The following is a 26,302-nucleotide window of genomic DNA, read 5'->3' as shown; positions in this document are numbered from 1 at the left end:
TTCAGGCGAAATAAAGCCCGCGCAATGGCGGGCTGGTTGAAGAGGAAGAACGTTAGAGTTGATCTTGGGCGTAGATCCCGGCGCTGATCACGGAACTGCCGGTGATCAACTGGCCGTACAGCAGGCCCACCGGGTTGCCCTGGGCGTTGGTATTGACTGGGCCGTTGAAGCTGTAGCTGGGGCGATTGTCCGGGCTGTCTTGAGACCCGAGGCCCTTGGGTGGGGGAGACAGCATTTGCATGACCCCTCCTGCCGCCATTGACGCGCCCGCCAGCATCAACATGCTGGCGGCCGGGCCGGTCAGGAAACCGAACGGGTTGAAATACGCGACGGCCATCAATACCGCCCCAACGATCGTCTGCAAACCACCTGCACGCTTGGACCCCGTCAACACCGGAGCGATGCGGATCACCTCCTTGCCCAAGGGTTTCTGAATCTCTTCTTCGGCGATGTTGCGCTTGCCATTGAACACCGCGAATCGCAGGCCCTTGTCAGCGCTTTCCACCATGTAACGTTCAAAACCGGGAAACTGTTTGAAGTACCCCATCACATCCCTGAACCCACCCGAGGTTGTCACGCGATGCTCTCGGCCGAAAAGTTTGGCGAGGGATCCTGACAACAGAACCGTTCGCATCGTGTGTTGTTCGACTGCCAATTCCATGGAGGCTCTCCAGATTACCTGCAGGTCGCAGGGTATTTTTGAACGCGCGGCTAGAGCTGATCCTGCGCATATACCCCAGCACTGATCACTGCGCTGCCCACCGTCAGCTCACCATAAAGCAGGCCCACCGGGCTGCCTTGAATCGTGGTATTGACAGGACCGTTGAAGCTGTAGCTGGCGCGATTTTCCGGGCGGTCCATCGTGCCGAGCCCTTTGGCCATCGGCGACATCAGCTGTGCGACGCCGCCCATGGCCATGGAGATCCCCATGCTGGCGGCGAAGGTCCAGCCGGTTGTGGCGGTACCGCCAATCAACGTCGAGGTGCCGCCAGCGGAGGCCAGGCCACCGGAAAAATACGAAGCCGCCACAATCAGCGCCACGCCGATAATGGTCTGCATCGAGCCCGCACGCTTGCTGCCCATCAGCACCGGCGCGATCCGAATATCCGACACCCCCGAAGGCGCCTTGAGCCGATCCTGGCCAATATTTTCCCGGCCCAGGAATATCGAATACGTCACGCCCTTGTCCTTGGACTCCATCAGGAACCGTTCGAACCCAGGCACCAAAATACACAGCGCGTGAATCGCTTCCGACGCGTTACTGACGGCCAACCGATGCACACGCCCAAAGCTTGCGCCCAGGGTGCCGTAGAGGCGCACCGTCCTGACTTTTTCATGATGCATGGCATCCTCCAGGCGAATGAACCGCCCGCGTGATTAGTGGTTGATGAGCTGCCGATGCCGCCAGTAACTGACCGTCACCTCGCCCCAATACCCGCCATAGGTGTCGCGTTTGCTGTCGCGCCCATAGAGATGGTGCAGGATCGAGCCGGGTGCCGGGTAGTGTTCGGGCTCGGTCTTGAGGACGCCGTCGGCGAGATAAATCGCCGCGTGGTTAGGTACTGGCGAGCGAATCTGCATCAGCACAATGTCGCCTTGCTGCAAACGGCTGACCTGATCGAAACCGGCGGCGGGCAGGTTGTCCAGGTAGAGATTGCCGCCGTTGTCCCACCAGCCATCCTCACGTTGGTAATCCCCGAGTTCAATGCCCATTTCCCGACGGTAGTAGTCGAGGATGATGCTCAGGCAATCATGCACGCCATGGGCAAATGCACGGCCAATCAAGGGCGCCTGGTAGCCGTTCGGCGTGAGGCTGGCCCATTCGCCTGGGCGGACGATGTTGTCGTCACCCTTGCGTACTTCGAGGATGTGCCAGGGCAAACCTGAGGCCTCGCACGCCACGCGATCGGCTTCGCTGGGCGTCGCCGGGTAATCCGGGTGACTGTGGATCACCGCCAGGACTTCGCCCCGCTCTTCGGCTGCGGCGTAGTCTTCGGGTGCCAGGCGAAAGTGCTCGCTTGGGGTCGTCGCGGTGTTGCGACAAGGCACGTACACGCGCTTGCGCCCTTCGCGAATCAGCAGGCCACAGCATTCGTTGGGATAGTCGGCCACAGCGTGGCGGGTAATGGCCGTCAGGTTGGTCTTGTTCATGGTCAGCTCCGCAGCAGTCCGGCGGCCGGGAATGATCCGTAGGGCAGCGGATTGTTTTCGCCGAAACGCAGCTTGCAGCTGCTGAGGCGGCCGCCGCATTTATCCTTGGCGGCGTCGGTGACGATCACGTCATTGGCATCGGCCACCGGGCCGCCGTTGTAGCCGCAGTAGGGACCACGGTAACCACCGCAGCTCAGCCACCAACAGACGTTAGCGACGATTTGCCGACGCGGCAGTTGCACGCCGTTGAAGTCCAGCGCACTGGCCAGTTCGAACTTCACGGTCTCGCTGCTTTCAGCGACCTTGCGCTCGACGTACCAGATGTCCGGTGGCAGTTCTTCTTCTGGATCAGCTTCGGGCTGACCGTCGAGGTACTTGCCCAGGGTGCGGTGACGGATCAACCGCGCGCCTACGAGGTCTTCGAAATACAGCACCAGGGCGGTGATAAAGCCACCGACGTTGCCCACTGCCAACGTCGGCGTGGGTTGTGTGCCCTGCCCCGACATTTCGAAACCTTCGGCCTGGATCGGCCAAGGCGAATATTCGTGACCCTGCCAGAAGATCGAGGATTGTTGCGGGTAACCGTGAAACCGGTACAACTCGGCACCCAGGGCACTAGCGTCGAGTTCGAAAAGCTCCACCCAGGCCCCGGGCTCCAGGGTCTGGATATCTGCGGTGATGGACATATGACTCTCCGGGCAAAGAAAACCCCGCGGTGAGCGGGGTGTGTGGGTCGCCCCTCCAGGATCTAGGGGTGAAAAGCCTGCTCAAACGTCGCCGTCAAGGTGTAAACCCCAGCACCCATCGGTGTCGGCTGATACCCCTTGCAGCGATACAGCGCAGGCGCCGCCAATGGCGCCGTCCAGTAAAACGGCGTGGCACCGGCGTGACGATCCAGGAAGTCGATAATGGCCTTGATCCGCGCCTCTTCGCCCACGAACGTCAACGGCCAGGACTGGCTCTTGTTGTTGATCCCATCCTGAGCCGTTTGCTGGTAACCATCGCCGAACTTGGCCGTCTTCAGGCGAAAGTCGACACTGCCGACGGGCTCCACTTTGGGAACCCAGGTGAAGGTTTCTGTAGTCATGTTTTCTCCAGGCGTAAGTCGTCGCTTGTCAGCGGCCATTGATGGCGGACCAGATCTGCCCACCCGGTTTCAGGTCACGGGCAATCTGCTCGGCAGCGCCTTGACGGGCGGAACCGGCATAGGCCTTGGCGACGTTCTGGGAGTTCATATCAGCACCTGCACCCTGGCCGTCGGCGACATTGATGGTCTGCTGGATCACTACCTGGTTGCTGCTGGTGCTGCCCTGCTGTCCACCGCCCAATGCACGCACGCCGAGGGAACCGTCGGAACCACGACTGAGGGGCATGATGGCTTCCGGGCCGGCTTCGCCGAACAGGGCCATTGGGGCCAGGGTCGGGCCGGTGGCGACGGAGTTGGTGAAGGCGCCGCCGTTGGCGAAAGCAGCACTGGAAGGTGAGTATTTGAAGTCGATTGGCGTCTTGACTGCGTTGGTGTAGCCACCTGGGCCTACTGCTGTACTCGCTGCGGCACCTGTACCTGGCCACAAGCTCGAAAGCGCCGAACCCGCAAAACTCAACAACGAGCTCAGCGCACTGGATGCCGCCGTCTTGGCTGCCAACATGGCCATATCTTTGAGTACCGACTTGGCAAAGTCGGAGAAGTTGAATTTGCCCGTGGTCGCAAATGCCAGAACCGCATCATCCATCGCCTTGAAAGCACCGGTGAATACGGCCTTCGATTGTTCGGCGACAGTACCCGACTTCTTCGCGTACTCGTCAAACGCGTCGTTGGCTCCCTTTCGCCATTCATCGAGGGCATCGGTCATGGCGGAAAAACTGCCTTGAACCTGCTGCGCCTTATCATCAGCAAAGAGCGCCGTTGGATCCTGGCCGCCAGCTGAACTCTGCGGCGTCGCATCACCATAGGGCCCGCCCGTTGGAAACTTGAGGCCCGCTCGCCCGGTATAGGTCGACTGTGCGTCCAGTGAACTAGCGAAACCCCGCTGCACTCCCTGGCTCTGCTTGAGCACTTGAACCAGTTGCGCATTCTTCTGGATAAACTTCTCTGCCGCGTCCGTCGCCGGGTCATACGACTTTTGAAAGTCGCTGAACTGGCCGGTCGTGACCTGTAACGCCGCGGCAGCAGAGGCGGACATGGAGCTGCTGATTTTCTTGGCAGCCTCCTCTATCCTTTTCTGCATCTCTCGCATGCTTTGATCAGTAATCCGTGACGCTTTCGCCAGGGCCTGCTCCAGGCCGCCGAGGTTGAGCGTCAGATTACCCTGGGAAGCAGTTGCCATAGGTTTCTCCGGGTCATGGGAAACCCGTCGAAACGGGTTTCAAGGAAAGTGGCGCTGTCCTTAACGCCAGCCCTTTCAAGGTCTTTGAAAAAACAGGCCCATCAAGAGCGAGCACTGCCCCTGTAGCCGCTGCCGAGGTACGAGGCTGCGATGCGGGCCACAGGACCGCCGCCTTGGGGCCGCTTCGCTGCCCATCGCAGCCTCGTACCTCGGCAGCGGCGACAGAAAGCAGCCACAGGTTCAGTGTTAGCCATAAGGCTGTTTTTCAAAGACCTTAAAAGCAATGGTCCTTAACGCCACTCGTTCATCGCACGTTCGAGTGACATGCCCCGGCGCAGCTCATGGGGCATGAAGTCAATCAACTCGGCCGTGCCACCGCCCAGCCGGTGGGTCTGCAGCGCCACCAACGCGCTGCCCGCCTCCAGCCGCCTACCGGCGTGCAAGGAGCCATATCGGTCGATATAGCGTCCCCAGGCCAGGGCTTCGTGGTAGGTCATGCGTTCCTTGGCTTCGGCAATCGTTCGGCCGCCCACTCCGTTCAGCACCAGCTCGTGCCAGAACTCATCGGCGGCCGTCAGTTTTTTGCCGAAGCACCGCCCGTACCATTGACCTCATTGACTGCGTTGAGGATCAAGAACCCCAACGACGGCTCAAGGCTGTAGGCATCGTCGTAGCTCAGGGCTTCGCTGCCCTCACTGCCCAACGCCACCGACGCGGCGATGTAACTGGCGTTGCGGCTCTGGTCGGATTCGCCCTGGGCAAACAGCCGCTCGATGACACCGAACGACTGGCGGCGGATATGCAGGGTGAAGGTGTCTGTCACGTCTTTGCCGGTTTTGCTGTCCGGGTGAGTCCAGCTGACTTCTTTCTTGACCGGCTGGCCATCGACGATGCCGCCCTTGGCTTTCAGTTGTTTGAGGTTCATGGCGTCTCTCAGGCTTTCTTGATCCAGGCGCTGCCGCCGGTGCGTTGGATGGTGACGGTGGTGGTCACGACCGCGTTCAACGCGAAGTTGAACGGGAAGTCCGAGACATAGCCGTCAAAGGTGAACCAGGTACGCGTGGCTGGCAGCTCGAAAGCGTCGCCCTTGGTGTTCAAGGTCGGCAGCACGTCCTTGCCGTCGGACCAGCCCACCGCCCACTTGATGCCGGTGTCGCCCTTGGCTTCGGACAGTTGATGCAGGCGGATATGGCTGGCATTGGTCGGATCGGCGTTGAGGCCCAGGCTCGCGGTACCGGGGGTGCGCAGGCCTTTCTTGTAGCTGCGCTCTTCGGCGTTGAGGCTGGTGTCTTCGATCTGCTCGGCCGGTGCGCCGCCCGGATCAAAGGAGGTGGCGTGCTCGACTTCCAGCACGGTGTAAGGCCCGGTGCCGGAGACCGGCGGGACGAGGGCAAAAATCTGGGTACCTTGGGTAAGAATCGACATCGAGTGTTCTCCAATGAACAATAAAAAACCCGCGAAGGCGGGTTGTGGATGCAACGGGTTTGTCGCTGCGTGCAAGACAGGTCGGGGTGGGATCAGGGCGCCGGTGTGCCATCCAGATAAGGCGGGGCATTCGGGTCCGGCTCACGGCTCTTGATCAAGTCGACCAGTGCCTGGTTGCTCTGGGCCAACAGCCGAATGGCAGCGTTGAGCGCTACCTGGCCGTCAGTTTGGGTTTGCAAGGCGGCGATCAAGCGATTGATCGCGGCCAGGTCTTCGTCGTTCATGGGCATAGGGTTCCTGTGTCACGTCAAAATTGAGTTAACCAGGCGCCAGCCCGCTCGCCACGATAGAACTGCGGTAACTTTGCGTCGGGTCAATGGTGTGAATCACGGTGGTGATCGACCAGCGGCCCTGCATGTACAGGGGCCAGGTTTCGTCCAGCAGCAACAGGCCTTCGGCGGACAGTTGCGGGTTGCCCGGACAATCGATGGTCAGCTTCAGCCCTTCGCGTCCGACTCGGCGCATTTCACCTTGCGCCACCGCGCGGGCTTCGTCTTCGTTCTGGCAGCGCTGGCGCAGGATCTTGAACGGCGCATTACCGATCTCGACCTTGTGCTGCTTGCCGCCAGCGGCATCCCACCAATTGACCCGGCAACCCTGGTATTTGGCCCGGGCGGTGTCGTCGAGCTTGGCGCTGATAAAGGCCTCGTCGCCGGGGCGATTGTCGTGGGTGACCGACAGCCGGACATCCGGCAGTTGCTGGCCGGAAAGCGACTTGACCTGCCCACGCTTGGCCAACACATACAGCTCGTTGACCGGCTTGGTCACCGCGTCGTAGCGGGCGGCGAGCCGGGTGATAAAGCCCATGTCGGTTTCGTTGGACTGGTCGATATGGGTGATCGGTATCGCGTCCAGGTCCGGCGCCACGCGAGGGGAAAACCCGTGCCGGGTGGTCAGTTGCCGGAACAGTGCACCCAAGGTCGTCGGCCCGTGGCTGGCGGATCGGCGCTGCCTGAAGCCGCTCTGATCGGCCACACTGAACGGCGCCGCCGACGCCACGATGGCCAGGCGCATGGGGAACAGATGCGGGGTTCGCTGGGTAATGATGAACTCACCTTTTTCCACCAACCCCGATTCCAGATACCCGACCCGCAAGCCGATTCTTCCGCCGAGGCTGGGCAAACCGTCAAGGCCTTCGATGTTGATCATCAGCTCCAGCCGATCGGACTCGATACCCGCGGCGTCGGTGTGTTTCCACTGCATCAAGCGTTGATTGAGCAGTGCCGCGTTGGCGCCATAAATCTCAATCGCCGGGGTATATCCCATAGCCATGTGGCCTCCTTAATCCCAAGCCGAAATAGCCCGCACGGCGCTGGGGCGCGTCTCCACTTCGGGCACGATCACCCACACACCGACCGGCAACACCGGGCCATATTCGGCAAGCCCGGGGTTCAGGCGCCAGAGGATTTCTTCGGCGGCGTCATCGCAACGACCGAGCTCGCGGTAGAGCAGCAGGTTGACCGAATCACCGGCAATACTTCGTACCCTACGCATTGACGAACTCCTCCAGCACCAGCGTCCAGTTGATCACCATGGCGGTGCCGTCATCGATCACATCGGTCTGGTTTTCCACCACCGAATTGATCCGCCACAACCCCCAATTACGTCCGATACCGTCCACCAGCGGCAGGGGCATCCGCGCATCCTGCAGGGCCCGTAACTCGTCCAGACGTTGCATGCCCAAGGCCTGCATCGCACTGCCGGTGAACGTCAGGATTTGCAGTTTCTGCCCGCCCTGGCGCGACTGGGGTTTGCTGGCAATGATGTCCAGGTTGACCCAGCCACCCTCCGACTGGCGCTGCAACGTCTTGTACGCAAAGCCTCGCGACAGCCCGAAAATAAAGCTGCCCAACACCATCTGCTGTCGCATCACGCCACTCCATCGGTCAGTGTTGCGCTGCGTCGAACCGCCAGCGCATCGGTCATCATCGGCATGCATTGGTTCTGCAGGGTTTGAATCACCATCGTGGCAACCTGCTGGGCGCTGTTCGGATCCAGGCCGCTGATATTGATCACCGGGCTGAGGGTGATTTGCCGGTTATCCGCCGGCGCGTTGTTGGTGAGCTGTTTGCTGACCTCATCCGGCGAGCGCAGCCGGTCGACCATGCCTCCCAGTTTGTCGCCGAGCCAGGCACCGGCATCGCTGCCGAAGAATCCACCCAACGCACCACCGACGGCGGTGCCGATCCCCGGAAGGATCAAGGTGCCGAGAGCTGCGCCCGCAGAGGCTCCGGCCCACGCGCCGCCGGCGGTACCGAGGCCGGCGCCGACGGCGCGCAGGTCACCGTTTTGCGCACCCTGAACCACGTCGAACGCTGCAGTGGCCAGCCTCATGGGCGACGATCGGCGGATGCCGGCAGAGCCGAGCTTGGCCATCGCTCCCGTCAGGCGGCTGGTAGATGTTTTTGTTGCTCGCGAAATGGCTGTCAGGTTTTGGACAGGGGCCATGGGCGGAGCAAACCCCATACGCTGAGAAGGTCGCCCTCTACGGGAAATTTTCTCGTTCGATACCGTAGCAAGAGACTTGGTCGCGGCATTGCCCACCACCAGGTTTTTAGCCTGCCGTGGGTCGCTGGCGGGTTGCGTAACGGTGCCCTGCGTCTTACCTGCCTTGGTGGCTTTGGCGCCCCTTACTCCTTTGCCTGATTTAGCGTTTTTGGACGGCTTCGTGGATTCAGGCGCTGGCTCCGACACATAGGACGTAATGCCAGCGAGCTTCGCTTCGCCAGGGCAGCAGCAGTCCCCCTTCTTCCCTTCATCCTTCCCTTTCAATAAATTACCAAGACCACCAATACCTGTGGCCACCGCCAATCTGGCCTTGCTTTTTTGACTACCCTTGATCTTCGCGCTGGCCTTGAACAGCCCTCCAGACACTGCATCGACTGCCTTGCCTGCGATGCGGGTCTTGGCTTCATCCACTACCGCCCCGAGAGCACTGCCGACCATCGGCCCCAACGTGGCACCCACTGACTTAAGGGTTCCAGCGATCCGGGGTGAGTCCTCCGCGAACGAGTTCGCACCATCAGCCATCCAGCTCAAAGCTTTGAATTGGGTGTTTTCCAGCGGCGAAGGCGACGTGTCCAGGGTGTGGACCAGCCGCTCTTTACTGGCCTCGTAGGCTTCGCGATTGGCCTGTACCGAGTTCTCGGGAGCAGCAGGCTTGCTGGCGTCCGGGCTCGACACCGCTGCCTGCCCGGGCGTCGAAACCTTGGACGCCGCAATGTCTGCATGACGCTGTAGCGTCGAGGCAATATCCATCAACCGAGCGTTCAGCGTGAGGCTGGTACCCGAACTTTCCGTCCAGGACGCTTGGTCGTGGCTTTGCCCATGCTCTGTTCCATCAGACGTCAGCCCCACAGCGCCAGGGTTGATCACACCCGTCACATTCTGGGTGGTGGCTGTCTTCAGGTCACGTTGCTGACTGACAAGGTTCAGCAGCAGATTCAGACCGGCAACGATCATTTCCAGCTTCACCACTGGCGAAGCTTCATTCTTACTGCCGGGTTCACCCGTGGAACCCGCAACCGCGCTGCCATCCTTCGGCTCGAGCAATGCCAGCTGCGATGACAGCGTGTTATTGAGCGATACCAGGCTTTCCCGCAGCAGTCCTTGCTCCAGGATCAAACCATTAATCTGCAACCCCGCATTAGCCAAGGCCAGGCTCAAGCCCGACAACGGCGCCTGGACGGCGTCCGGGGTAGAACGTCCGGCGAGGCGCTCAGGCTGAGAGAGGCGCCCCAGACTCGCATCGCCATCCTCAAAACCGCCCCGCGCTTCATCGAGCAGGGCGAGCTTGAGCGAATAGTTATCTTGCATCCCGCTCTACTCCTGTTTGACGCCAAGGCGAGTGACCGCGATGTCGTAGCGGCGCAATGCTTTACCGACTTCCCAATCGAGGATCTCCGCTTCATTTACCGAGTAGATGAGCGGTACGACGTCGAGGATTACTTCGATGTCGCGCTCCGAAAGAAGGCCGCCGGTTTGTTTAAAAAATCGTCGATGCGCTCCTGCAATTCGGTCCAGTCGGGCACCGTCAAGCCGGCCAGATCGGGGATCATCAAGCCGGTGCAGTGGGACGTGATGAACTCGGCGCGCTCCTTGGCCGTGGTGAGTTTTTTCATCACCTTGGTGGCGCGCAGGGCCGGCATTTCCAGGGTGACCGAAGTCAGGGCGCGGCCAGCGGCGTCCAGTGGCAACAGCAGTTGCACCTGTTCGGTGGTCAGCGACTCGGAGGGTTCGTTAGCCACTTCGCCGAGCGCTTCCAGGAAGTACGACGCCGGGCGGGTCGACATGTCATGCACGTATTGGGCGATGCTGACGTAGTCCGGGCGTTTGAGTTGGTCGAGCTCTTTTACCGACAAGCCGGTGGCCAGTTTGGCCAGCTCGAAGAACTGATCGTCCTCGTCGTCACCGGCGCGGGCCAAGGCTTCTTTTTGTGGGGCATAGAACAGCGGTTTGAGCTGAATCTGCTCGATCGTGGCGCCGGTGTCGGCAGTGATCGGGGACAGCAGAATGTGCAGCGGGGGCATCCAGGCCATGGAGCAATTCCTTGCTGAGAAAACAGTTTGAAAAACACCAGAGATCCCAGGTGGACACCGTCGGTGTGGGAGCTGGCTTGCCTGCGATGGCATCACCTCGATGTGACTTCAATACCGAGTCGCCTGCATCGCGGGCAAGCCCGGCTCCCACCTTGACCGTGCCCACATGAGAGCAGCGACAGCCTTACGGCATCAATACCGCACGGCGGGCGTCACCCAGAATGTCCACGCCGTTGAGCACGAATTTCTGCGTGCGCACGTCGATGTCGATCACCTGGATGCCGTTGTCCAGACGGTTGTAAGTGCGGCAGGACAGCTCCAGGGTGGTGGTGGCCTTATCGCCCATTTTCAGCTTGGCTTCGGTCAGGGATTTCAACTTGCCGCCCACGGTGTGGTAGGTAAAGAAGGTCCGGCCGTCCTGATCCTGGCCAGCCTCACGGACGTTCAGCAGGATGTCTTCACCCAGCTTCACACCCAGGGCCAGCATGATTTCCGGACCGGCGCCTTGCAGCACCAACGTGGCGCCCAGCACCTTGCCGCTCTTGGCCATTTCCTCGCCGATGAAACGGCCGCCGGTCATGGTTTCCATGTCGAATTCAATCTTCGGCGGGGTGAACTCTTCCACGGTGGCGGACAACGGCAGGCCTTGGAGGGTGGCCGCAATGGCCTGTCTGACTCGGTTGGTAAACATTAGAGAACGTCCTCCAGGAACTGCTCGATAATTTCATCGCGGGCGTTGAGTTGATAAACCATGTGTTCGTTCGGCGCGTAGCGGCCATAGTCGATAACGATGAACCAGGTGCCGTTCTTGTACTTCTCGACACTGTTCAATTCCGGGTGCAGGTACACGCTGCCGCCAGGAATGGTTTCGTCGGCTACCAGAGTTTGCAGCCAGTCGTTGATGCGCTTGACCTCCTGGTCCATGAACGACTTGGTCAGGTTCTTGGCCATGGCTTTCTGGCCGGCCTTGACCAGCTTGCGGCTGATGGCATCTTCCAGGCCGACGTAGCTGATGAACTTGCCGGTGATGGAGCGGTTGCCCAGCAGCGAGAAGCCGCCAAGGATGGTGCGGGCGTAGTAGCTCACGCCGTAGCGGTTGAGCAAATCACCTTCGGTGGAGGTGTCGAGGATGTTGTACTCAACCACGCGGGAAACGTCTTCGGCGAAGGTCACCTGATTGCCCGGGCTTTCCCACTGCTTGACCTTGGCCAGTGCGGCGATGGCCAGGGACGACGGCGCCAGGAACACATTCTTCTTCGCGGCCTTGGAGTACACCGACGGCATGTTGTGCACCAGCAGGCAACGGTCGAAGCCCAGGTCGGCACCGCCCAACTCGCCGCTGTAGGTCACTTGATCAGCAACCGATGCGTCCTTGCCATCCAGCACCACACGGGCCTTGATGCGCTTGCCGAAGGAAGCGAATTCGCCAGCCACGGCCTTGGTCCCGGTGAAGCCTGGAGCGCCAATGATGGTCAGGTCTTCCGGAACGCTGCTCAGCGCAGCGAGGCCCAGTTTGCGACCCGTCACAGGCTCGTTACCGCCGATCACATTGTTCAGGGTATCGGCCGGGGTCGTGCCCTCTTCGACGATCACCACGTAGACCGGCACCTTGACCACTTTGAGGATCTGGTACACCGCGTGATACAGCGTGCCGGCTTCAGCACCGGTAGGGTCCAGCAGCGCCTGGGCGGTGAAGCTGTTGATGCGAAACGGGGCGTTCTTCGGGATCGACAAATGCGCATTGGGCGCGGTGCCGACCAGACCGATCACGTTGTCACCCAGGCCACCCATGGCCTCGGGGGATTCGGTGGCATTGACGGTGATACCGTTATGCTCGAAGTTCAAAACCTCAGCCATGATTATTCAGCCTTCTTGGTGGCGGCCTTCTTGGCCTTGGTGGTGTCCAGGGCGCTGGTCAGTTCCAGGCGGCCGGCGGTACGTAGCGCAGATGCTTCGACGTCCAGCAGGTCCAGCTCCTGGCCGACGGTGGACCAATGGCCACCTCCGGTGGGGAATGGGACGAGGACGGTGTAGGTTTGGCGGTTTGCCATGTTTAAGATTCTCCGGGTGCAAAACGCCAAAGCCCCTGCGGGAGGGGCTTTGGGCGGGCGAAAAAAAACCGCTTTCGCGGTAGAGATCAGGTGCGATCAGGCAGCGGGTAACGCGCCTTGATTTCGGCGACTTTATCTCGCCATGCCTTTTCCTTTTCCTGGGTTTCGTCGTATTGCCATTCAAGGAACAGGGGATCGGCCTGAGTTACGTACAGCGTACGACGGGCGGCGATTATGCCTTCCAACTTCGTCGCATTTTCAGCCTCCTCGCAGAGTTCATTGGCGCGAGTCTCGTTGAAGCCAAGAGCAATCAATGTTGGGCGATCCGCAGGAACATTTATGAGTATTTCACCAGATTCAAGCAGCAACTTTTTAATAGAGCCGGCCATGGTCATACTCCTTTAACTGCATAGCGCTGATCGTTATCCAATGTGTAAGCCATCCTGCTTTCCGGATAGGTTTCACCCAACTCCGTTGCTGTTATGGCAAAAGGCTTAACTTTCCAAGAGATCTCATATTCTGGCGTGACCGCTTGGCTCAGCTCAACCTCTGCATCCGAACGACTGTACTTCACGGGCTCTTCAAAACTTTTGGTCACCAAATAGCTAAGGCCACCACGCAGATAGCATCCAGACTCTTGCGGCGAGCTCACTAACGTGCCTGGAACTTGATTGAGCCAAATAGGTTTCAACCCCGTCACTGGACGGACATAGGAAAGCATTCCAAACTGCGCACGACGAACGGTCTCTCGATAAGTTTGAGAGATCCGCTTAGTTGTCAAAAAATTGGCATCTCCATTCCATGGAATCCCGCACCCCTCCATTTCCAAGTTCAGACCTGCGACATGAGTGTCGAAGTTATTATTGAAGGGATTCAACTCATGATTCTGCGAAAAATTCCTAGAGATAACGATCTCCGAAATTCCCTTCTCGTTACCCGGCATTCTCCACCAGACAGGGTAGAAAATATTCGTAGATAGCCCAGTAAGATCGATAACCTGAGAGTAGGACGCACGACCATTAATATCCTTGGCTTGTACGCTTCCGCGCCAGGCCGTGAATTGCCCCAGAGCCACATCCATTTGAGCATCAATCTTACCGATCTGGTTAGTAACCGTTTCCGTCAGCTTATTACACGCATCCACAACTTTCGTGATAGTCGTTTCAATTCCCATCATCAACTCCCTGTTAATTAATCTTTCCAGCACTTTTGTCAGTGCTACTACTTCGCTTCGAGATGCATAACCCGGAACATCAAATCAACGTGGCGCGACATGTTGCCAACCGAAGCCGCCGCCATAATCGCAATCTCCTCGGCCAGCAGTACATTGAGGTTTTCACTCCCCACCACAATCGTCACGCTATCAGCCGGCAACGGTGAAATATCCAGCGTAAACTTCTGCAGCACCCGAGCCGCTGCGGCCTTATACGTCAGTAACTTCCCGACCACCGAATACACGGCCAACAGCGTCCCACTGGCGAGGTAGAACCCGAACTCGCCAATCTCATACTCGCCCTCGCCATCAAACAGCGCGGCCATCCTGAGTTGCCGGTCGCCCAGGTCCTCGTAATCCACAATCGCTACGCGCTGGCGTTCGTCGCGCAGTGCGACTTCGCTACCGTCGGGGTCATAACGACCCGTGCCGGCGCCGATGTGGGTGATCTCGCCTTTCAAGCCCTGGTTCTTTGCCTGCAGCACTTCATCCAATCCCTTGGAGGTGAAGCGCACCAGGCGCGTAATGTCTTCTGTCATGGCTGCGCCCTGAGGTCGTAGTCGTTAATGGTGTAGTGCCGGGCAACCCCGACACTGTTAAGCCGGGCAGCCAGCCCGAGTTCGGGCAGTGCGCCCCACAAAAACAGCTCGCTGTCACTCAGCGGGGTATGGGCCGCACTGGTTAATGAAAGTTCGCCGCGCAGTTTCACTTCAGGCAACGCACACGGATGGCTGTCGTCACTGATGCTTAGCCCTGGGTCAGCGGCGGCTGCAATGCGCAAACCACCCTGGGTCTGGTGAACGATGGTGATGGTCGCCTGATCCCGTTCGCTCTTGGCCGCATTGATGCGGCGGATCAAACGGTTATGGTCGCCGCTGGACCAGCTGCGGCCGATGATTGCCTGCACGTCGAAGGTGTAAGGCAAACCCAAGGGTCGCTGTTGGTACCAGGCACTGATATTGGGGGTGAAGCCCAGCGACTCGACGGCGTAGCTCAATGCCTTGGGCGTACCGGCCTGGCGCTGGATCTGCCAGGACAGGGCTACGGTCAGGCGCTTTTCAGACTCACTGGCGGCGGCATCCCATTCGCTGACGCCACGGTCAGCGGCGAGGTACGGCAAAAATTCCACCGGTGTTTCGAGCGGGTTCATCAACGCAGGAAACGGGGGCGTGACCCGATCGAGCAACTGGCCGAAACCCTGGTCCAGCGCTTTCTCCAGCGGCGAACTGTTGGCGGGTAACAAGCTTGGCTTGGGCTCACTCATAGCGTGTACACCTCCACCTCGACACCCGTGCAATACGGGGCCTGGAACGCCGTGGTGACAATCGGCGCCAACGGCTCGAGGATCTGCAACTGCGCCGCACCCGCCGTATGGATGGTGTAGTCGATCCAACTCGGATCCACTCGCCCTTCCAGCCGATGGCAGGACTCGGCATAGGCTTGCAGCAGTTGCTGCGCCGCCACCTGCGTCAGCCCCGAATCCGGACCGGCGTTGATCTTCGCCACCACCCGGATCTTGTAACGCAGGATCTGCGCGCCCTGCACCGTCACCAGATCGGTTTCCGGCCGCACATCCGGCCGGGTGAAGTGCCGGCGAACGCCATCGAGCAAATCCGCCGATGGCGTGCCGTCCCCTTCCCGGGACAAGACGGTGACCATCACTTCACCGGGTGCGGTTCGACGACCATTGCCATCCTTGACCTGGGCGGCATAGCCATCCGGGTCGAAGGTGTAGGTGACCGTCACCACACCCGGTGCTGCGCTTTGCACTTTCACCGCAGGTCGCTCACCCAGGGTGAAGACCTCGCGGCGGTACTGCATCCGCGAGCCCGCTGCCGGCGCATGAGGTGCCAGGTAGTAGCGCAAGCGGGCGTCGTCGTCGCTTTCCAGGGTGGGCGGGACCGGCGGAAACGCCGCCGGGTCGCCTGGGTCCAGCACTTGACGCTCCAGGCCCATGTCGGCGAGCCGCGCATCAAGGTTGCTGCCGGTAGCCCACCACGCCAGCATCTGCTTGATGCGGGTGTTGTACTTGCGTTCGTGGGTTTGCAAACGCACGCAAAAAGCTTCCAGCGCCAGGGTCAGCAGCTCGCTTTCGTTTTCCAGGCTGACCTTCAGCTTTGCTGCGTTTTGCGGCGAGCGGTCGGCAACGTAACTGACCACGAATGCCTTGAATTCAGCCAGCAGCGATTCGAACTCGTCGACGGCAATGATCGCCGGCTCGGCCAACTGGTTCTGGCCGGGTATCAGCATGCTCATGTCACTACCTCGAAGGATTGTTTGCGGTTTTTCCAGGTGCCGGCGAAGCGCAACAACAGACCGGCGCCCTGACGGCTGGCGACGATCACCTGCGGTTCAAAATCAGCGATGCCGTTCTGTGGGTTGTAGAACGCTTGGGCGGCGTGGCTTTGGGCAAGAATCAACAGGTCATCCCCCAGGTTCTGCCCCAACAGTTGCGGGATCATCGAACCGTACAGTGGACGCTTTTGCCGGGTGCCCAGCGGGGTGGTCAGCGCCCGGGTGGCGCGCTGCACAAATTGCAGCCAGTCGTCCACCGTGGCGCCGGTATTTCGATCGATTCCGATCATGAGAAGTCCTTATCTGGGGCTGATGACCCGGCCCAGGTGATCCACCACCGGGCCACTGAAGTGAACACCGCTGGCATCCAGCACCATGCCGACCGCGCCGACTTTCAGTTCGAGGTTCTGGGCGGTCATGGCCAGGCTGGTTGCGCCGATGCTCACGTCGACCCGGTCGCGGGAGCCCTTGAAGACGGTCGGCCCATTGCTCCAGTTGAAGACATGGCTGGCATCGTCGTAGTCGCTCTGCGTGCCGTCCTGATGACGGCGGCGGGTCAACGTGGCGACCGTCGAGACCGGCGGAAAGCGGTCGCTGTGCAGGCCAAACAAGGCCACCGACTGCGCCCCACCCTCGCCGCCGCCATAGTTGAGCACCAGACATTGCTCACCCACCGAAGGGATACGCGTCTCGGTCTGCGCACCAGCGCTGGGGTTGAAGAAGCGGATCGCCGGGGTGAGCAGTTCGCCGTGACTGACCTTGCAGGTGTTGCTGGCGGCATCGACTTCCTGGCACACGCCGATCCGGCAGAAACTTTCGGCACGCCGGTAGAGGTCTTCGAACTGGGTTTCCATTTCCGCCAGACGCTCGACGATCGGCGCCAATTGCATGCGTAACAGCGCGTCAAACATGGGCTACCCCGGCAGTGCCTGATATTGGTCGGGGTCATCGATGTTCGAGACTTCCCACGTGCAGGCAAACACAGGTTTGCCCTGAGGATCGTCGAGCAACGGCTGACCGAGATAAAGGGTTTGGGTGAAGGAAACGGTCCAGGTGTCGTAGTCGGGTTGTGCGCCGAGCAGTGTTGGTACAGCGACAATGCTCGCCGGCAAATCACACTGCGCGGACGGCAGGTTCCAACGGTTGTCGAGCACCAGGTCCATCAGTTGGCTGGCCAGGTCACAGGCATCAAACGGCAATGCTCCCCGGGCAACCATGGCCTTGAGCGAAATCGCCATGACATGGGCCTTGCGCCCTTCAAGGGAGCGGACCCCGGGGCCATTGCCTTCGACCGTGATCAATACGCCGGTCTTATCCTCTGCTCCCTGGAAGTCCTGGTGGCTGCCTATCCGCACATCAGGAAAGGCACGGTGCAGCGCGTCCCCGATGGCCATCGGCAACTGGGAAGGTTTTTCGATAAGCATCATTTAAGTAACTTCCTTGCCACAATCACGGCTGGTTGGGCGGTGGGCCTTCGTTGACCCCGATCCGCTTGGCTGCCCAGCGTTCATACAAGCCGATGGCCACGTCGGCACCGGCCATGGCGGTCAGGCAGCCAATGGCGCCGGCAGTCCAGATCGACATGCCGGCGGCATAACACAGCATCAATGCCGAGACCCCGCAGACCATGCACGCCCCGGAGCGCAGGACTAAGCGACGAAGCAAAGACCAGCCGCGGGCGCCCTCCTTGTCGGCGCGCCACATTTCTCCGGAAACCCCGCCGATCACTGCTAATACGATGACCAGCCAGATAGGCATTTCCGCTAACGCTTGCTGCTCGTTTGTCATGTCAGGCCTCCTGGAATGAGTGATACCGGCCTGGCGCCGGTGCGTTGGTTAATCCGTATGAGTTTCAAATCCATTGCGTCTCAAAGGGCGCCTTCTTCAGGTAGGCATTCCAAAAAGCCCGGTTGCCCGGGCTTTTCAGTAATGCGGTCCTCGACCTTTCGGCGCTACTGGCGCGGTACGGGTCCATTTAAATTGTTAGTTCCGACCACGATCCCTGTCTGCCGGATAACTGCTTCTGGTGCTTTACGCTGCACACCCGGGTCAGTTGCCAACCCTCTGAACCGTTAAGGCCGGTTCATCGCTGCCTGTTTTTCTGTAAAACGGTGAAACTAAAGAGCGCTGGCATCCTTGCCGGTGTTGCCTGGCATCCCTGCCACCCTGGGTGGCGTCCTTGCCGATGTTGCGTGCCGTCCTTGTCTTCCCTGGCAGCATCCTTGCCACCTCCACCAGACCTTGTTGGCTGGCTTGAGGTGAAGAATATGCATGTATGCATATACAGTCAATGCACAAATGCATTTATTTTTGCTCGGCAAATGCACAGACGCATAAACCCCTTATAGGTAAAGGGTTTGCCGGTTTTGCACAGGCGAAAAAAAGCCCGCTCAGTGGCGGGCTTTGTCTTACAGGGAGAAGTTAACGGGCGTACATGCCCCACCAGAAAACGTGACCCAGGATGCTGATCTGCTCTTCCTGGATTTCCTGGAAGCTGTAGTCCTCATCCGGGTGCTCATCGCGATTGAAACTGCGCAAGCGAATCCCGGAAGGCAGTCGATAGAGCTGTTTGACCCGCAACTGACCGTTGTGATTGATGGCGTACAAATCACCGTCGACGATGTCGCCAATCCCGCACTTGCCGGCATTGACCCCCACCGTCGCGCCGTCGCGCAGCACCGGCAACATACTGTTGCCGCGCACGGTCACGCATTTGGCCTGGTCGAACTGCACGCCGTTATGCCGCAGGCTGCGCTTGCCGAAACGCAGGCTGGCCTTCTCGCTTTCCTCGATGACGAATCTTCCTGATCCAGCAGCCAATTCAACCTCGCGCAGAAAGGGGATCGACACCTCGTCATCGTTGACGGGGGTATCGTCGTCCCACAGGCTTATGTCCTTGAGTTCCGAATGCATCGGGTCGCGCTCGTCTTCCCGCGACGCCACCAAGGCCGCGCGCCCGCGCAGTTGGTCGGTGCTGACGCGGAAGTAGTCGGCGATGCGTGAGATGTGTTTGTCCGACGGATCAACGATCTTGCCGCTGAGGATCCGAGACAGTGTGGATTGAGGCACGCCGGTACGCCGGTGAAGCTCCGTGGGGGAGATCCGGTCGCGATCCAACAGCTCTCTTAAGACGATAGAAACGTTGCGTTTTTGCATAACGCGGATATTGAAGGCAGTTTTCGTGGATGGCAAATGCTATTTTGCATATTTTATGCATTAGCCGTGCCTTTATACCGCGCCGTTGTGAACTGCGAAGCCCTGACCTTGCGTGTTAACCTTGCGCCCATTGCAAAAAATGCTGGGCCAAGCGCCCCCTTTGCCCCATCACTTCCAACGAATTTGCTAACTATCCAATGAGTAAAAACACTTCCGACCTGTCCTCCCACACCCCAATGATGCAGCAGTACTGGCGCCTGAAGAACCAGCACCCTGATCAGTTGATGTTCTATCGCATGGGCGACTTCTACGAGATCTTCTATGAAGACGCGAAGAAAGCGGCCAAGTTGCTGGACATCACCCTGACCGCGCGTGGGCAGTCGGCGGGGCAGGCGATTCCGATGTGCGGGATCCCTTATCACTCGCTGGAAGGGTACCTGGTCAAGCTGGTCAAGCTCGGCGAATCAGTGGTGATCTGTGAGCAGATCGGCGACCCGGCCACCAGCAAGGGCCCGGTGGAACGTCAGGTGGTGCGCATTATTACCCCGGGGACGGTGAGTGATGAGGCGCTGCTGGATGAGCGTCGCGACAACCTGATCGCGGCAGTGCTGGGGGATGAGCGGCTGTTCGGCCTGGCCGTGCTGGATATCACCAGCGGCAACTTTACGGTGCTGGAGATCAAGGGCTGGGAGAATCTGCTGGCGGAGCTGGAGCGCGTCAATCCGGTGGAGTTGATGATTCCGGACGATTGGCCCAAAGACCTGCCGGCGGAACGCCGCCGTGGGACCAAGCGCCGCGCGCCGTGGGACTTCGAACGTGACTCGGCACTGAAAAGCCTGTGCCAACAGTTCTCCGTGCAAGACCTCAAGGGCTTTGGTTGCGAAACCCTGACCCTGGCCATCGGCGCCGCCGGTTGTTTGCTCAGCTACGCCAAGGAAACCCAGCGCACCGCCCTGCCCCATTTGCGCAGCCTGCGTCATGAGCGCCTGGATGACACCGTGGTGCTCGATGGCGCCAGCCGACGCAACCTGGAGCTGGACACTAACCTGGCCGGCGGTCGCGATAATACCCTGCAATCGGTGGTCGACCGTTGCCAGACTGCCATGGGCAGCCGTCTGCTGACCCGTTGGTTGAACCGCCCGCTGCGAGATTTGACGGTGCTGCAATCCCGTCAAACCTCGATTACCTGCCTGCTGGACCGCTATCGCTTTGAGAAGCTGCAACCGCAGCTCAAGGAAATCGGCGATATCGAGCGGATCCTCGCGCGGATCGGCCTGCGCAACGCGCGGCCTCGTGACCTCGCACGCCTGCGGGATGCCCTCGGCGCCCTGCCGCAGTTGCAAGTGGCAATGACTGAACTGGAAGCGCCGCACCTGCAACAGCTAGCCGTGACCACCAGCACCTACCCGGAGCTGGCGGCACTGCTGGAAAAAGCCATCATCGACAACCCGCCAGCGATCATCCGCGACGGTGGCGTATTGAAGACCGGTTACGACAACGAGCTGGACGAACTGCAATCCCTGAGCGAGAACGCCGGGCAGTTCCTGATCGACCTGGAAGCCCGGGAGAAAGCCCGTACCGGCCTGGCCAACCTGAAAGTCGGCTACAACCGCGTCCACGGCTACTTTATTGAGTTGCCGAGCAAGCAAGCCGAACAGGCGCCTATCGATTACCAACGCCGCCAGACCCTCAAAGGCGCCGAGCGTTTTATCACTCCAGAACTGAAAGCGTTCGAAGACAAGGCGCTATCGGCCAAGAGCCGCGCCCTGGCCCGTGAAAAGATGCTCTACGAAGCCCTGCTCGAAGACTTGATCGGCCAGTTGGCGCCGTTGCAGGACACCGCGGCCGCCCTGGCAGAGCTGGACGTACTGAGCAACCTGGCCGAACGCGCACTGAACCTTGACCTGAACTGCCCGCGCTTTGTCAGCGAGCCGTGCATGCGTATTGTCCAGGGCCGTCACCCAGTGGTGGAACAGGTATTGACCACACCGTTCGTGGCCAATGACCTGTCGCTGGACGACGATACCCGCATGCTGGTGATTACCGGTCCGAACATGGGTGGTAAATCCACCTACATGCGTCAGACCGCATTGATTGTGCTGCTGGCGCATATCGGCAGCTTCGTGCCGGCGGCCAGTTGCGAATTGTCCCTTGTAGACCGCATCTTCACCCGGATCGGCTCCAGCGATGACCTGGCCGGTGGCCGTTCGACCTTTATGGTGGAAATGAGCGAAACCGCCAACATCCTGCACAACGCCACCGACCGTAGCCTGGTGCTGATGGACGAAGTGGGGCGTGGCACCAGCACCTTCGACGGTCTGTCTCTGGCATGGGCGGCAGCCGAGCGGTTGGCACACTTGCGGGCTTATACGCTGTTCGCCACCCACTACTTTGAGCTGACCGTGCTGCCGGAAAACGAGCCGCTGGTCGCCAACGTGCACCTCAATGCCACCGAGCACAACGAGCGCATCGTCTTCCTGCACCACGTGCTGCCGGGGCCAGCCAGCCAGAGTTATGGCTTGGCCGTGGCCCAGTTGGCGGGCGTGCCAACGGATGTCATCACCCGTGCCCGTGAGCACCTGAGCCGCCTGGAAGAGACCGCTCTGCCCCACGAGTTGCCCGTGGCCAGCCCCGCGAAAGCAGCCAGCAAATCCAGCGCTCCACACCAAAGCGATATGTTCGCCAGCCTGCCCCATCCGGTTCTGGATGAGTTGGCTAAACTTGACCTGGACGAGTTGACGCCGCGTAAAGCGCTGGAAATGCTCTATGCACTGAAGACACGGATCTAACGCAGACGCTTGCAAGCTGATAGAATCTCGCGCGGTTTGGGATGCTGCGGGCTTTTAGCCTGGCCCGCAGACTATCGCTCCCGAACCTCGCGAGCCCCGCCACAAGGGGTTTCGCTGCCGCCGCCTGAGGAGAAAATTAGAAATGACCTTCGTCGTCACCGACAACTGCATCAAGTGCAAGTACACCGACTGCGTAGAAGTCTGTCCGGTGGACTGCTTTTACGAAGGCCCGAACTTCCTGGTGATCCACCCGGATGAGTGCATTGACTGCGCGCTGTGCGAGCCAGAATGCCCGGCCGTCGCCATTTTTTCCGAGGATGAAGTCCCGGCAGAAATGCAGGAATTTATTCAGTTGAACGTTGATCTGGCCGAAATCTGGCCGAATATCACTGAGCGCAAAGACCCGATGCCCGATGCTAAAGAGTGGGATGGCAAAAAAGGCAAGATTGCAGACCTCGAGCGCTAATAGCGTCGACGCCCTCCAAAAGGCCCCTTGCGGGCCTTTTTGCGTTTCTGCGTACGGGGTTTCACTTTTCTACAGGCAAAAAAAGGGGCGGTATGACCCGCCCACATTTTTTCCCTAGTCCCTGTGTTCCTTTTCATCATCCTGATGAATCGCATCCTGCGAGGTTCCCTGAGTCATCGTTCCTTGATGACTGTGTCAATCCGTGGACACAGGGCTGATCTTAGAGAGTTCACGATTAAGTTCAACGTGATCCAACGGACAGAAGATTGGATCTCGCACTTAAAAAACCAATAAATAGTTATTAAATTTCAGCAAGTTAGCAAATATAACCAGCCATTCGAGCTGTCCGCGTCCGGTAAAAAAACCAAACACTTACGAAAAAGTAAGCAAATGCTTACACCAGCAATTACGTAAACGCCAAACGATCTCTATTAAGTGTTCTGCGGGCAAGAAAAAGCCCCGACACCGTCGAGGCTTGTCTACCCACAGGTGGATCAGTCGTCGCTGACCGTGATAGTCGGCATTGCCTGGGCGCCCGCTTCTTGCAAGACGATCCGAGCGCCCACGTGGCGGGCCAGTTCCTGGTACACCATGGCAATCTGGCTGTCAGGCTCGGCGACCACGGTAGGCTTGCCGCCGTCGGCCTGCTCACGAATCACCATCGACAGCGGTAACGATGCCAGCAGTTCGACACCGTACTGGGTCGCCAGCTTTTCACCACCGCCTTCACCGAACAGATGCTCGGCATGGCCGCAGTTGGAACAAATGTGCACCGCCATGTTTTCCACAACACCCAGCACCGGGATATTGACCTTGCGGAACATCTCCACGCCCTTCTTCGCGTCCAGCAGCGCCAGGTCCTGAGGTGTGGTGACGATCACCGAACCGGCCACCGGCACCTTTTGCGCCAGGGTCAACTGGATATCACCGGTGCCTGGCGGCATGTCGATCACCAGGTAGTCCAGGTCGCCCCAGGCGGTCTGGGTGACCAGTTGCAGCAGGGCTCCGGAGACCATCGGCCCACGCCAGACCATCGGCGTGTTGTCATCGGTCAGGAATGCCATGGACATCACTTCCACACCATGAGACTCGATGGGCACGAACCATTTCTGGTCCTTGATCTTCGGCCGGGTGCCTTCGGCGATGCCGAACATCACGCCCTGGCTCGGTCCATAAATGTCCGCATCCAGAATCCCGACGCGGGCGCCTTCACGGGCCAGGGCCAGGGCCAGGTTGGCGGCGGTGGTGGATTTGCCCACGCCGCCCTTGCCAGAAGCAACGGCCACCACGTTCTTGACGTTGGCCAGCCCTGGAATCTGCGCCTGGGCCTTGTGCGGTGCAATCACGCACTGAATATCGACCTTGGCCGTGCTGACACCAGCCAGACCTTCAATGGCCATTTGCAGCATCTGCGCCCAACCGCTCTTGAACAGACCTGCGGCATAACCCAGTTCAAGCTGGACCGAGACCTTGTCACCCTGCACATCAATGACGCGAACGCACCCGGCGCTGACCGGGTCCTGGTTCAGGTAGGGGTCGGTGTACTGGCGAAGAACGGCTTCCACCGCTGCGCGATTGACGGCGCTCATGGGCTACTCCCGAAAAAGACTGACTAAAACAGGCGGCTATCCTAACCGTTCCGAGCTTCCAGCGGCATGCTTTCGCGGTAATGGAAAACGCTGAAACAACGCGACGGGGTGAAATAAATTTCCTGGCGCTTTATAGTGGCCGACCTCCGTTTCATCAAGTAGCCGAGCCCCATGTCCGAGCCACGCAAGATCCTCGTCACCAGCGCCCTGCCCTATGCCAATGGTTCAATCCACCTTGGCCATATGCTTGAGTACATCCAGACCGATATGTGGGTGCGCTTCCAGAAGCATCGCGGCAATCAATGCATTTATGTCTGCGCGGACGACGCCCACGGTTCGGCCATCATGTTGCGCGCCGAAAAGGAAGGCATTACCCCGGAACAACTGATCGCCAACGTCCAGGCTGAACACAGCGCCGACTTTGCCGAGTTCCTGGTGGACTTCGACAACTTCCACTCGACCCACTCCGAAGAAAACCGTGAGCTGTCGAGCCAGATCTACAAGCGGCTGCGGGACGCCGGGCACATCGCCACGCGTTCGATCACGCAGTATTTCGACCCGGAAAAGAAAATGTTCCTGGCCGACCGCTTCATCAAGGGCACCTGCCCGAAGTGTGGCACCGAAGACCAGTACGGCGACAACTGCGAGAAATGCGGTGCTACCTACGCACCCACCGACCTGAAGAATCCGAAGTCGGCGATCTCCGGCGCCACACCGGTGCTCAAGGACTCCCAGCACTTCTTCTTCAAGCTCCCGGATTTCCAGCAAATGCTGCAAACCTGGACCCGCAGCGGCACCCTGCAAGACGCCGTGGCCAACAAGATCGCCGAATGGCTGGACGCCGGCCTGCAACAGTGGGACATCTCCCGCGATGCGCCGTACTTCGGTTTCGAAATCCCTGACGAGCCAGGCAAGTACTTCTATGTGTGGCTGGACGCGCCAATCGGCTACATGGCCAGCTTCAAGAACCTCTGCGACCGCACGCCGGAGCTGGACTTCGACGCGTTCTGGGGCAAGGACTCCACCGCCGAGCTGTATCACTTCATCGGCAAGGACATCGTCAACTTCCACGCCCTGTTCTGGCCAGCAATGCTCGAAGGTTCGGGCTACCGCAAGCCGACCGGCATCGCCGTACACGGCTACCTGACCGTCAATGGCCAGAAGATGTCCAAGTCCCGTGGCACCTTTATCAAGGCGCGCACCTACCTGGATCACCTGTCGCCGGAATACCTGCGCTACTACTACGCCGCCAAGCTGGGCCGTGGCGTCGACGACCTGGACCTGAACCTGGAAGACTTCGTGCAGAAGGTCAACTCGGACCTGGTGGGCAAGGTCGTCAACATCGCCAGCCGTTGCGCGGGTTTTATCCACAAGGGCAACGCCGGTGTGCTGGTGGCAGAAAATGCCGCGCCAGAGCTGACCGACGCGTTCCTGGCCGCCGCGCCAAGCATCGCGGACGCCTATGAAGCCCGTGACTTTGCCCGCGCCATGCGCGAGATCATGGGCCTGGCCGACCGTGCCAACGCCTGGATTGCCGACAAGGCACCGTGGTCACTGAACAAACAGGAAGGCAAGCAGGATGAAGTCCAGGCCATCTGCGCCACGGGCGTCAATCTGTTCCGCCAGTTGGTGATCTTCCTCAAGCCGGTGCTGCCATTGCTGGCGGCCGACGCCGAGGCGTTCCTCAATGTGCCGCCGCTGACCTGGAACGATCACGCGACCTTGCTCAGCAACCATCAGCTCAATGAATTCAAGCCGCTGATGACCCGCATTGACCCGGTGAAAGTCCAGGCCATGACCGACGCGTCGAAAGAAGATCTGGAAGCCAGCAAGACTGATACCGGCGAAGCCGCACCGACCGGTAATGGCGAACTGGCTAAAGATCCACTGTCTGCCGAAATCGACTTCGACGCATTTGCCGCTGTCGACCTGCGGGTGGCGCTGATCCTCAAGGCCGAAGCTGTGGAAGGCGCCGACAAGCTGCTGCGCCTGACCCTGGACATCGGTGATGAGCAACGCAACGTGTTCTCCGGGATCAAGAGTGCCTACCCGGACCCGGCCAAGCTGGAAGGTCGCCTGACCATGATGATCGCCAACCTCAAGCCCCGGAAAATGCGTTTTGGCATCTCCGAAGGCATGGTGATGGCGGCCGGCCCTGGCGGTGAAGAGATCTACTTGCTGAGCCCTGACAGCGGCGCCAAGCCCGGCCAGCGCATCAAGTAAACCTACCTGTAGCGAGCGG

Annotated in this window: 32 protein-coding genes; 3 read left to right on the top strand and 29 right to left on the bottom strand. The window is 59.8% G+C overall.

Annotation, left to right across the window (positions count from 1 at the left end; genetic code table 11):
• Window positions 1–52 precede the first annotated feature (52 nt).
• The 28 genes from GNF76_RS00850 to GNF76_RS00715 all read right to left on the bottom strand — a co-directional run bounded on the left by GNF76_RS00850 (window position 53) and on the right by GNF76_RS00715 (window position 19,216).
• Window positions 53–661, bottom strand: a complete 609-nt coding sequence (locus GNF76_RS00850) for a tail assembly protein (protein ID WP_155581297.1) — start codon at window positions 659–661, stop codon at window positions 53–55.
• A gap of 50 nt (window positions 662–711) precedes the next feature.
• Window positions 712–1,344 (bottom strand): tail assembly protein, encoded by a 633-nt coding sequence (locus GNF76_RS00845; RefSeq protein WP_155581296.1) that lies wholly within the window; start codon window positions 1,342–1,344, stop codon window positions 712–714.
• A gap of 33 nt (window positions 1,345–1,377) precedes the next feature.
• Complete coding sequence (locus tag GNF76_RS00840; RefSeq protein ID WP_155581295.1) at window positions 1,378–2,151, bottom strand: C40 family peptidase; 774 nt, start codon at window positions 2,149–2,151, stop codon at window positions 1,378–1,380.
• 2 nt (window positions 2,152–2,153) lie between these two features.
• Window positions 2,154–2,837, bottom strand: coding sequence for a phage minor tail protein L (locus GNF76_RS00835; RefSeq protein ID WP_155581294.1), 684 nt, complete (start codon window positions 2,835–2,837; stop codon window positions 2,154–2,156).
• Window positions 2,838–2,899: 62 nt separating this feature from the next.
• A complete protein-coding gene (locus GNF76_RS00830) occupies window positions 2,900–3,238 on the bottom strand; it encodes a phage tail protein (protein WP_155581293.1) in 339 nt (112 codons plus the stop codon).
• Window positions 3,239–3,266: 28 nt separating this feature from the next.
• Window positions 3,267–4,478, bottom strand: coding sequence for a phage tail tape measure protein (locus tag GNF76_RS00825; protein ID WP_155581292.1), 1,212 nt, complete (start codon window positions 4,476–4,478; stop codon window positions 3,267–3,269).
• Window positions 4,479–4,768: 290 nt separating this feature from the next.
• A complete protein-coding gene (locus tag GNF76_RS00820) occupies window positions 4,769–5,023 on the bottom strand; it encodes a hypothetical protein (protein WP_123714817.1) in 255 nt (84 codons plus the stop codon).
• Window positions 5,024–5,052: 29 nt separating this feature from the next.
• Window positions 5,053–5,403, bottom strand: a complete 351-nt coding sequence (locus GNF76_RS00815; protein ID WP_155581291.1) for a phage tail assembly chaperone family protein, TAC — start codon at window positions 5,401–5,403, stop codon at window positions 5,053–5,055.
• Between the two features lie 8 nt (window positions 5,404–5,411).
• A complete protein-coding gene (locus GNF76_RS00810) occupies window positions 5,412–5,903 on the bottom strand; it encodes a phage tail tube protein (protein WP_155581290.1) in 492 nt (163 codons plus the stop codon).
• Window positions 5,904–5,995: 92 nt separating this feature from the next.
• A complete protein-coding gene (locus GNF76_RS00805; protein ID WP_155581289.1) occupies window positions 5,996–6,187 on the bottom strand; it encodes a hypothetical protein in 192 nt (63 codons plus the stop codon).
• 34 nt (window positions 6,188–6,221) lie between these two features.
• Window positions 6,222–7,235 carry a contractile injection system protein, VgrG/Pvc8 family gene (locus GNF76_RS00800; RefSeq protein ID WP_155581288.1) on the bottom strand — a complete coding sequence of 338 codons (1,014 nt, stop codon included), beginning with the start codon at window positions 7,233–7,235 and terminating at the stop codon, window positions 6,222–6,224.
• A 9-nt stretch (window positions 7,236–7,244) separates the two neighbouring features.
• On the bottom strand, window positions 7,245–7,457 hold the full coding sequence (locus GNF76_RS00795) for a tail protein X (RefSeq protein ID WP_155581287.1): 213 nt from the start codon (window positions 7,455–7,457) through the stop codon (window positions 7,245–7,247).
• Window positions 7,450–7,833, bottom strand: a complete 384-nt coding sequence (locus GNF76_RS00790; protein ID WP_155581286.1) for a phage tail protein — start codon at window positions 7,831–7,833, stop codon at window positions 7,450–7,452. Before GNF76_RS00790 ends, GNF76_RS00795 begins: the two co-directional genes overlap by 8 nt.
• Window positions 7,833–9,779, bottom strand: coding sequence for a hypothetical protein (locus GNF76_RS29520; RefSeq protein ID WP_246211842.1), 1,947 nt, complete (start codon window positions 9,777–9,779; stop codon window positions 7,833–7,835). The genes GNF76_RS00790 and GNF76_RS29520 overlap by 1 nt, the downstream gene beginning before the upstream one ends.
• Before the next feature lie 128 nt (window positions 9,780–9,907).
• The gene (locus tag GNF76_RS00780) at window positions 9,908–10,501 is read right to left on the bottom strand and encodes a phage tail assembly protein (protein WP_155581285.1); all 594 of its coding nucleotides are present in this window, start codon (window positions 10,499–10,501) and stop codon (window positions 9,908–9,910) included.
• Between the two features lie 184 nt (window positions 10,502–10,685).
• Window positions 10,686–11,192, bottom strand: a complete 507-nt coding sequence (locus GNF76_RS00775) for a phage major tail tube protein (protein ID WP_155581284.1) — start codon at window positions 11,190–11,192, stop codon at window positions 10,686–10,688.
• A complete protein-coding gene (locus GNF76_RS00770) occupies window positions 11,192–12,358 on the bottom strand; it encodes a phage tail sheath protein (RefSeq protein ID WP_155581283.1) in 1,167 nt (388 codons plus the stop codon). The genes GNF76_RS00775 and GNF76_RS00770 overlap by 1 nt, the downstream gene beginning before the upstream one ends.
• Window positions 12,359–12,360: 2 nt before the next feature.
• On the bottom strand, window positions 12,361–12,552 hold the full coding sequence (locus tag GNF76_RS00765; protein WP_155581282.1) for a hypothetical protein: 192 nt from the start codon (window positions 12,550–12,552) through the stop codon (window positions 12,361–12,363).
• Window positions 12,553–12,638: 86 nt separating this feature from the next.
• Window positions 12,639–12,941: a hypothetical protein gene (locus tag GNF76_RS00760; RefSeq protein ID WP_246211841.1), complete on the bottom strand. Its 303-nt coding sequence runs from the start codon at window positions 12,939–12,941 to the stop codon at window positions 12,639–12,641.
• A gap of 2 nt (window positions 12,942–12,943) precedes the next feature.
• Window positions 12,944–13,726, bottom strand: coding sequence for a phage tail protein (locus GNF76_RS00755; protein ID WP_155581280.1), 783 nt, complete (start codon window positions 13,724–13,726; stop codon window positions 12,944–12,946).
• 47 nt (window positions 13,727–13,773) lie between these two features.
• Window positions 13,774–14,304, bottom strand: a complete 531-nt coding sequence (locus tag GNF76_RS00750) for a hypothetical protein (RefSeq protein ID WP_155581279.1) — start codon at window positions 14,302–14,304, stop codon at window positions 13,774–13,776.
• Complete coding sequence (locus GNF76_RS00745; RefSeq protein WP_155581278.1) at window positions 14,301–15,029, bottom strand: phage tail protein I; 729 nt, start codon at window positions 15,027–15,029, stop codon at window positions 14,301–14,303. Before GNF76_RS00745 ends, GNF76_RS00750 begins: the two co-directional genes overlap by 4 nt.
• Window positions 15,026–16,021 (bottom strand): baseplate J/gp47 family protein, encoded by a 996-nt coding sequence (locus GNF76_RS00740; RefSeq protein WP_155581277.1) that lies wholly within the window; start codon window positions 16,019–16,021, stop codon window positions 15,026–15,028. Before GNF76_RS00740 ends, GNF76_RS00745 begins: the two co-directional genes overlap by 4 nt.
• Window positions 16,018–16,350 (bottom strand): phage baseplate protein, encoded by a 333-nt coding sequence (locus GNF76_RS00735; protein ID WP_155581276.1) that lies wholly within the window; start codon window positions 16,348–16,350, stop codon window positions 16,018–16,020. Before GNF76_RS00735 ends, GNF76_RS00740 begins: the two co-directional genes overlap by 4 nt.
• A gap of 9 nt (window positions 16,351–16,359) precedes the next feature.
• Window positions 16,360–16,971: a phage baseplate assembly protein V gene (locus tag GNF76_RS00730; RefSeq protein ID WP_155581275.1), complete on the bottom strand. Its 612-nt coding sequence runs from the start codon at window positions 16,969–16,971 to the stop codon at window positions 16,360–16,362.
• 3 nt (window positions 16,972–16,974) lie between these two features.
• The gene (locus GNF76_RS00725) at window positions 16,975–17,487 is read right to left on the bottom strand and encodes a hypothetical protein (RefSeq protein ID WP_155581274.1); all 513 of its coding nucleotides are present in this window, start codon (window positions 17,485–17,487) and stop codon (window positions 16,975–16,977) included.
• Window positions 17,488–17,509: 22 nt separating this feature from the next.
• The gene (locus GNF76_RS00720) at window positions 17,510–17,848 is read right to left on the bottom strand and encodes a phage holin family protein (protein WP_155581273.1); all 339 of its coding nucleotides are present in this window, start codon (window positions 17,846–17,848) and stop codon (window positions 17,510–17,512) included.
• A gap of 633 nt (window positions 17,849–18,481) precedes the next feature.
• Complete coding sequence (locus GNF76_RS00715) at window positions 18,482–19,216, bottom strand: LexA family transcriptional regulator (protein WP_155581272.1); 735 nt, start codon at window positions 19,214–19,216, stop codon at window positions 18,482–18,484.
• A 197-nt stretch (window positions 19,217–19,413) separates the two neighbouring features.
• On the opposite strand from GNF76_RS00715, the gene mutS reads away from it, so the two are divergent.
• A complete protein-coding gene (mutS, locus tag GNF76_RS00710) occupies window positions 19,414–22,005 on the top strand; it encodes a DNA mismatch repair protein MutS (protein WP_155581271.1) in 2,592 nt (863 codons plus the stop codon).
• A 142-nt stretch (window positions 22,006–22,147) separates the two neighbouring features.
• Window positions 22,148–22,471, top strand: coding sequence for a ferredoxin FdxA (gene fdxA, locus GNF76_RS00705; RefSeq protein ID WP_071487533.1), 324 nt, complete (start codon window positions 22,148–22,150; stop codon window positions 22,469–22,471).
• A 494-nt stretch (window positions 22,472–22,965) separates the two neighbouring features.
• On the opposite strand, the gene apbC is transcribed toward fdxA, so the two are convergent.
• On the bottom strand, window positions 22,966–24,060 hold the full coding sequence (gene apbC, locus GNF76_RS00700; RefSeq protein WP_155581270.1) for an iron-sulfur cluster carrier protein ApbC: 1,095 nt from the start codon (window positions 24,058–24,060) through the stop codon (window positions 22,966–22,968).
• A gap of 171 nt (window positions 24,061–24,231) precedes the next feature.
• Between apbC and metG the strand changes: the two genes are divergently transcribed.
• Window positions 24,232–26,283 (top strand): methionine--tRNA ligase, encoded by a 2,052-nt coding sequence (gene metG, locus GNF76_RS00695; protein WP_155581269.1) that lies wholly within the window; start codon window positions 24,232–24,234, stop codon window positions 26,281–26,283.
• The last annotated feature ends 19 nt before the right edge of the window (window positions 26,284–26,302 follow it).

It is taken from the genome of Pseudomonas spelaei, from assembly GCF_009724245.1.
In the GTDB taxonomy this organism is placed as follows: Bacteria; Pseudomonadota; Gammaproteobacteria; order Pseudomonadales; family Pseudomonadaceae; genus Aquipseudomonas; species Aquipseudomonas spelaei.
The sequence above is the reverse complement of the archived record's forward strand: the minus strand, read 5'-3'. Positions and strand labels throughout refer to the sequence as shown.

What these genes read in the sequence shown, in the direction of transcription:
- GNF76_RS00790 (WP_155581286.1), bottom strand. Translation starts at nt 7,833, where the DNA reads ATGCGACAGCAGATGGTGTTGGGCAGCTTTATTTTCGGGCTGTCGCGA.
- GNF76_RS00765 (WP_155581282.1), bottom strand. Translation starts at nt 12,552, where the DNA reads ATGGCAAACCGCCAAACCTACACCGTCCTCGTCCCATTCCCCACCGGA.
- GNF76_RS00715 (WP_155581272.1), bottom strand. Translation starts at nt 19,216, where the DNA reads ATGCAAAAACGCAACGTTTCTATCGTCTTAAGAGAGCTGTTGGATCGC.
- apbC (WP_155581270.1), bottom strand. Translation starts at nt 24,060, where the DNA reads ATGAGCGCCGTCAATCGCGCAGCGGTGGAAGCCGTTCTTCGCCAGTAC.
- GNF76_RS00835 (WP_155581294.1), bottom strand. Translation starts at nt 2,837, where the DNA reads ATGTCCATCACCGCAGATATCCAGACCCTGGAGCCCGGGGCCTGGGTG.
- GNF76_RS00780 (WP_155581285.1), bottom strand. Translation starts at nt 10,501, where the DNA reads ATGGCCTGGATGCCCCCGCTGCACATTCTGCTGTCCCCGATCACTGCC.
- GNF76_RS00845 (WP_155581296.1), bottom strand. Translation starts at nt 1,344, where the DNA reads ATGCATCATGAAAAAGTCAGGACGGTGCGCCTCTACGGCACCCTGGGC.
- GNF76_RS00770 (WP_155581283.1), bottom strand. Translation starts at nt 12,358, where the DNA reads ATGGCTGAGGTTTTGAACTTCGAGCATAACGGTATCACCGTCAATGCC.
- GNF76_RS00755 (WP_155581280.1), bottom strand. Translation starts at nt 13,726, where the DNA reads ATGGGAATTGAAACGACTATCACGAAAGTTGTGGATGCGTGTAATAAG.
- GNF76_RS00800 (WP_155581288.1), bottom strand. Translation starts at nt 7,235, where the DNA reads ATGGCTATGGGATATACCCCGGCGATTGAGATTTATGGCGCCAACGCG.
- mutS (WP_155581271.1), top strand. Translation starts at nt 19,414, where the DNA reads ATGAGTAAAAACACTTCCGACCTGTCCTCCCACACCCCAATGATGCAG.
- GNF76_RS29520 (WP_246211842.1), bottom strand. Translation starts at nt 9,779, where the DNA reads ATGCAAGATAACTATTCGCTCAAGCTCGCCCTGCTCGATGAAGCGCGG.
- GNF76_RS00840 (WP_155581295.1), bottom strand. Translation starts at nt 2,151, where the DNA reads ATGAACAAGACCAACCTGACGGCCATTACCCGCCACGCTGTGGCCGAC.
- GNF76_RS00745 (WP_155581278.1), bottom strand. Translation starts at nt 15,029, where the DNA reads ATGAGTGAGCCCAAGCCAAGCTTGTTACCCGCCAACAGTTCGCCGCTG.
- GNF76_RS00775 (WP_155581284.1), bottom strand. Translation starts at nt 11,192, where the DNA reads ATGTTTACCAACCGAGTCAGACAGGCCATTGCGGCCACCCTCCAAGGC.
- GNF76_RS00825 (WP_155581292.1), bottom strand. Translation starts at nt 4,478, where the DNA reads ATGGCAACTGCTTCCCAGGGTAATCTGACGCTCAACCTCGGCGGCCTG.
- GNF76_RS00810 (WP_155581290.1), bottom strand. Translation starts at nt 5,903, where the DNA reads ATGTCGATTCTTACCCAAGGTACCCAGATTTTTGCCCTCGTCCCGCCG.
- fdxA (WP_071487533.1), top strand. Translation starts at nt 22,148, where the DNA reads ATGACCTTCGTCGTCACCGACAACTGCATCAAGTGCAAGTACACCGAC.
- GNF76_RS00815 (WP_155581291.1), bottom strand. Translation starts at nt 5,403, where the DNA reads ATGAACCTCAAACAACTGAAAGCCAAGGGCGGCATCGTCGATGGCCAG.
- GNF76_RS00740 (WP_155581277.1), bottom strand. Translation starts at nt 16,021, where the DNA reads ATGAGCATGCTGATACCCGGCCAGAACCAGTTGGCCGAGCCGGCGATC.
- metG (WP_155581269.1), top strand. Translation starts at nt 24,232, where the DNA reads ATGTCCGAGCCACGCAAGATCCTCGTCACCAGCGCCCTGCCCTATGCC.
- GNF76_RS00720 (WP_155581273.1), bottom strand. Translation starts at nt 17,848, where the DNA reads ATGACAAACGAGCAGCAAGCGTTAGCGGAAATGCCTATCTGGCTGGTC.
- GNF76_RS00760 (WP_246211841.1), bottom strand. Translation starts at nt 12,941, where the DNA reads ATGGCCGGCTCTATTAAAAAGTTGCTGCTTGAATCTGGTGAAATACTC.
- GNF76_RS00830 (WP_155581293.1), bottom strand. Translation starts at nt 3,238, where the DNA reads ATGACTACAGAAACCTTCACCTGGGTTCCCAAAGTGGAGCCCGTCGGC.
- GNF76_RS00750 (WP_155581279.1), bottom strand. Translation starts at nt 14,304, where the DNA reads ATGACAGAAGACATTACGCGCCTGGTGCGCTTCACCTCCAAGGGATTG.
- GNF76_RS00730 (WP_155581275.1), bottom strand. Translation starts at nt 16,971, where the DNA reads ATGTTTGACGCGCTGTTACGCATGCAATTGGCGCCGATCGTCGAGCGT.
- GNF76_RS00795 (WP_155581287.1), bottom strand. Translation starts at nt 7,457, where the DNA reads ATGCGTAGGGTACGAAGTATTGCCGGTGATTCGGTCAACCTGCTGCTC.
- GNF76_RS00805 (WP_155581289.1), bottom strand. Translation starts at nt 6,187, where the DNA reads ATGAACGACGAAGACCTGGCCGCGATCAATCGCTTGATCGCCGCCTTG.
- GNF76_RS00735 (WP_155581276.1), bottom strand. Translation starts at nt 16,350, where the DNA reads ATGATCGGAATCGATCGAAATACCGGCGCCACGGTGGACGACTGGCTG.
- GNF76_RS00850 (WP_155581297.1), bottom strand. Translation starts at nt 661, where the DNA reads ATGGAATTGGCAGTCGAACAACACACGATGCGAACGGTTCTGTTGTCA.
- GNF76_RS00725 (WP_155581274.1), bottom strand. Translation starts at nt 17,487, where the DNA reads ATGATGCTTATCGAAAAACCTTCCCAGTTGCCGATGGCCATCGGGGAC.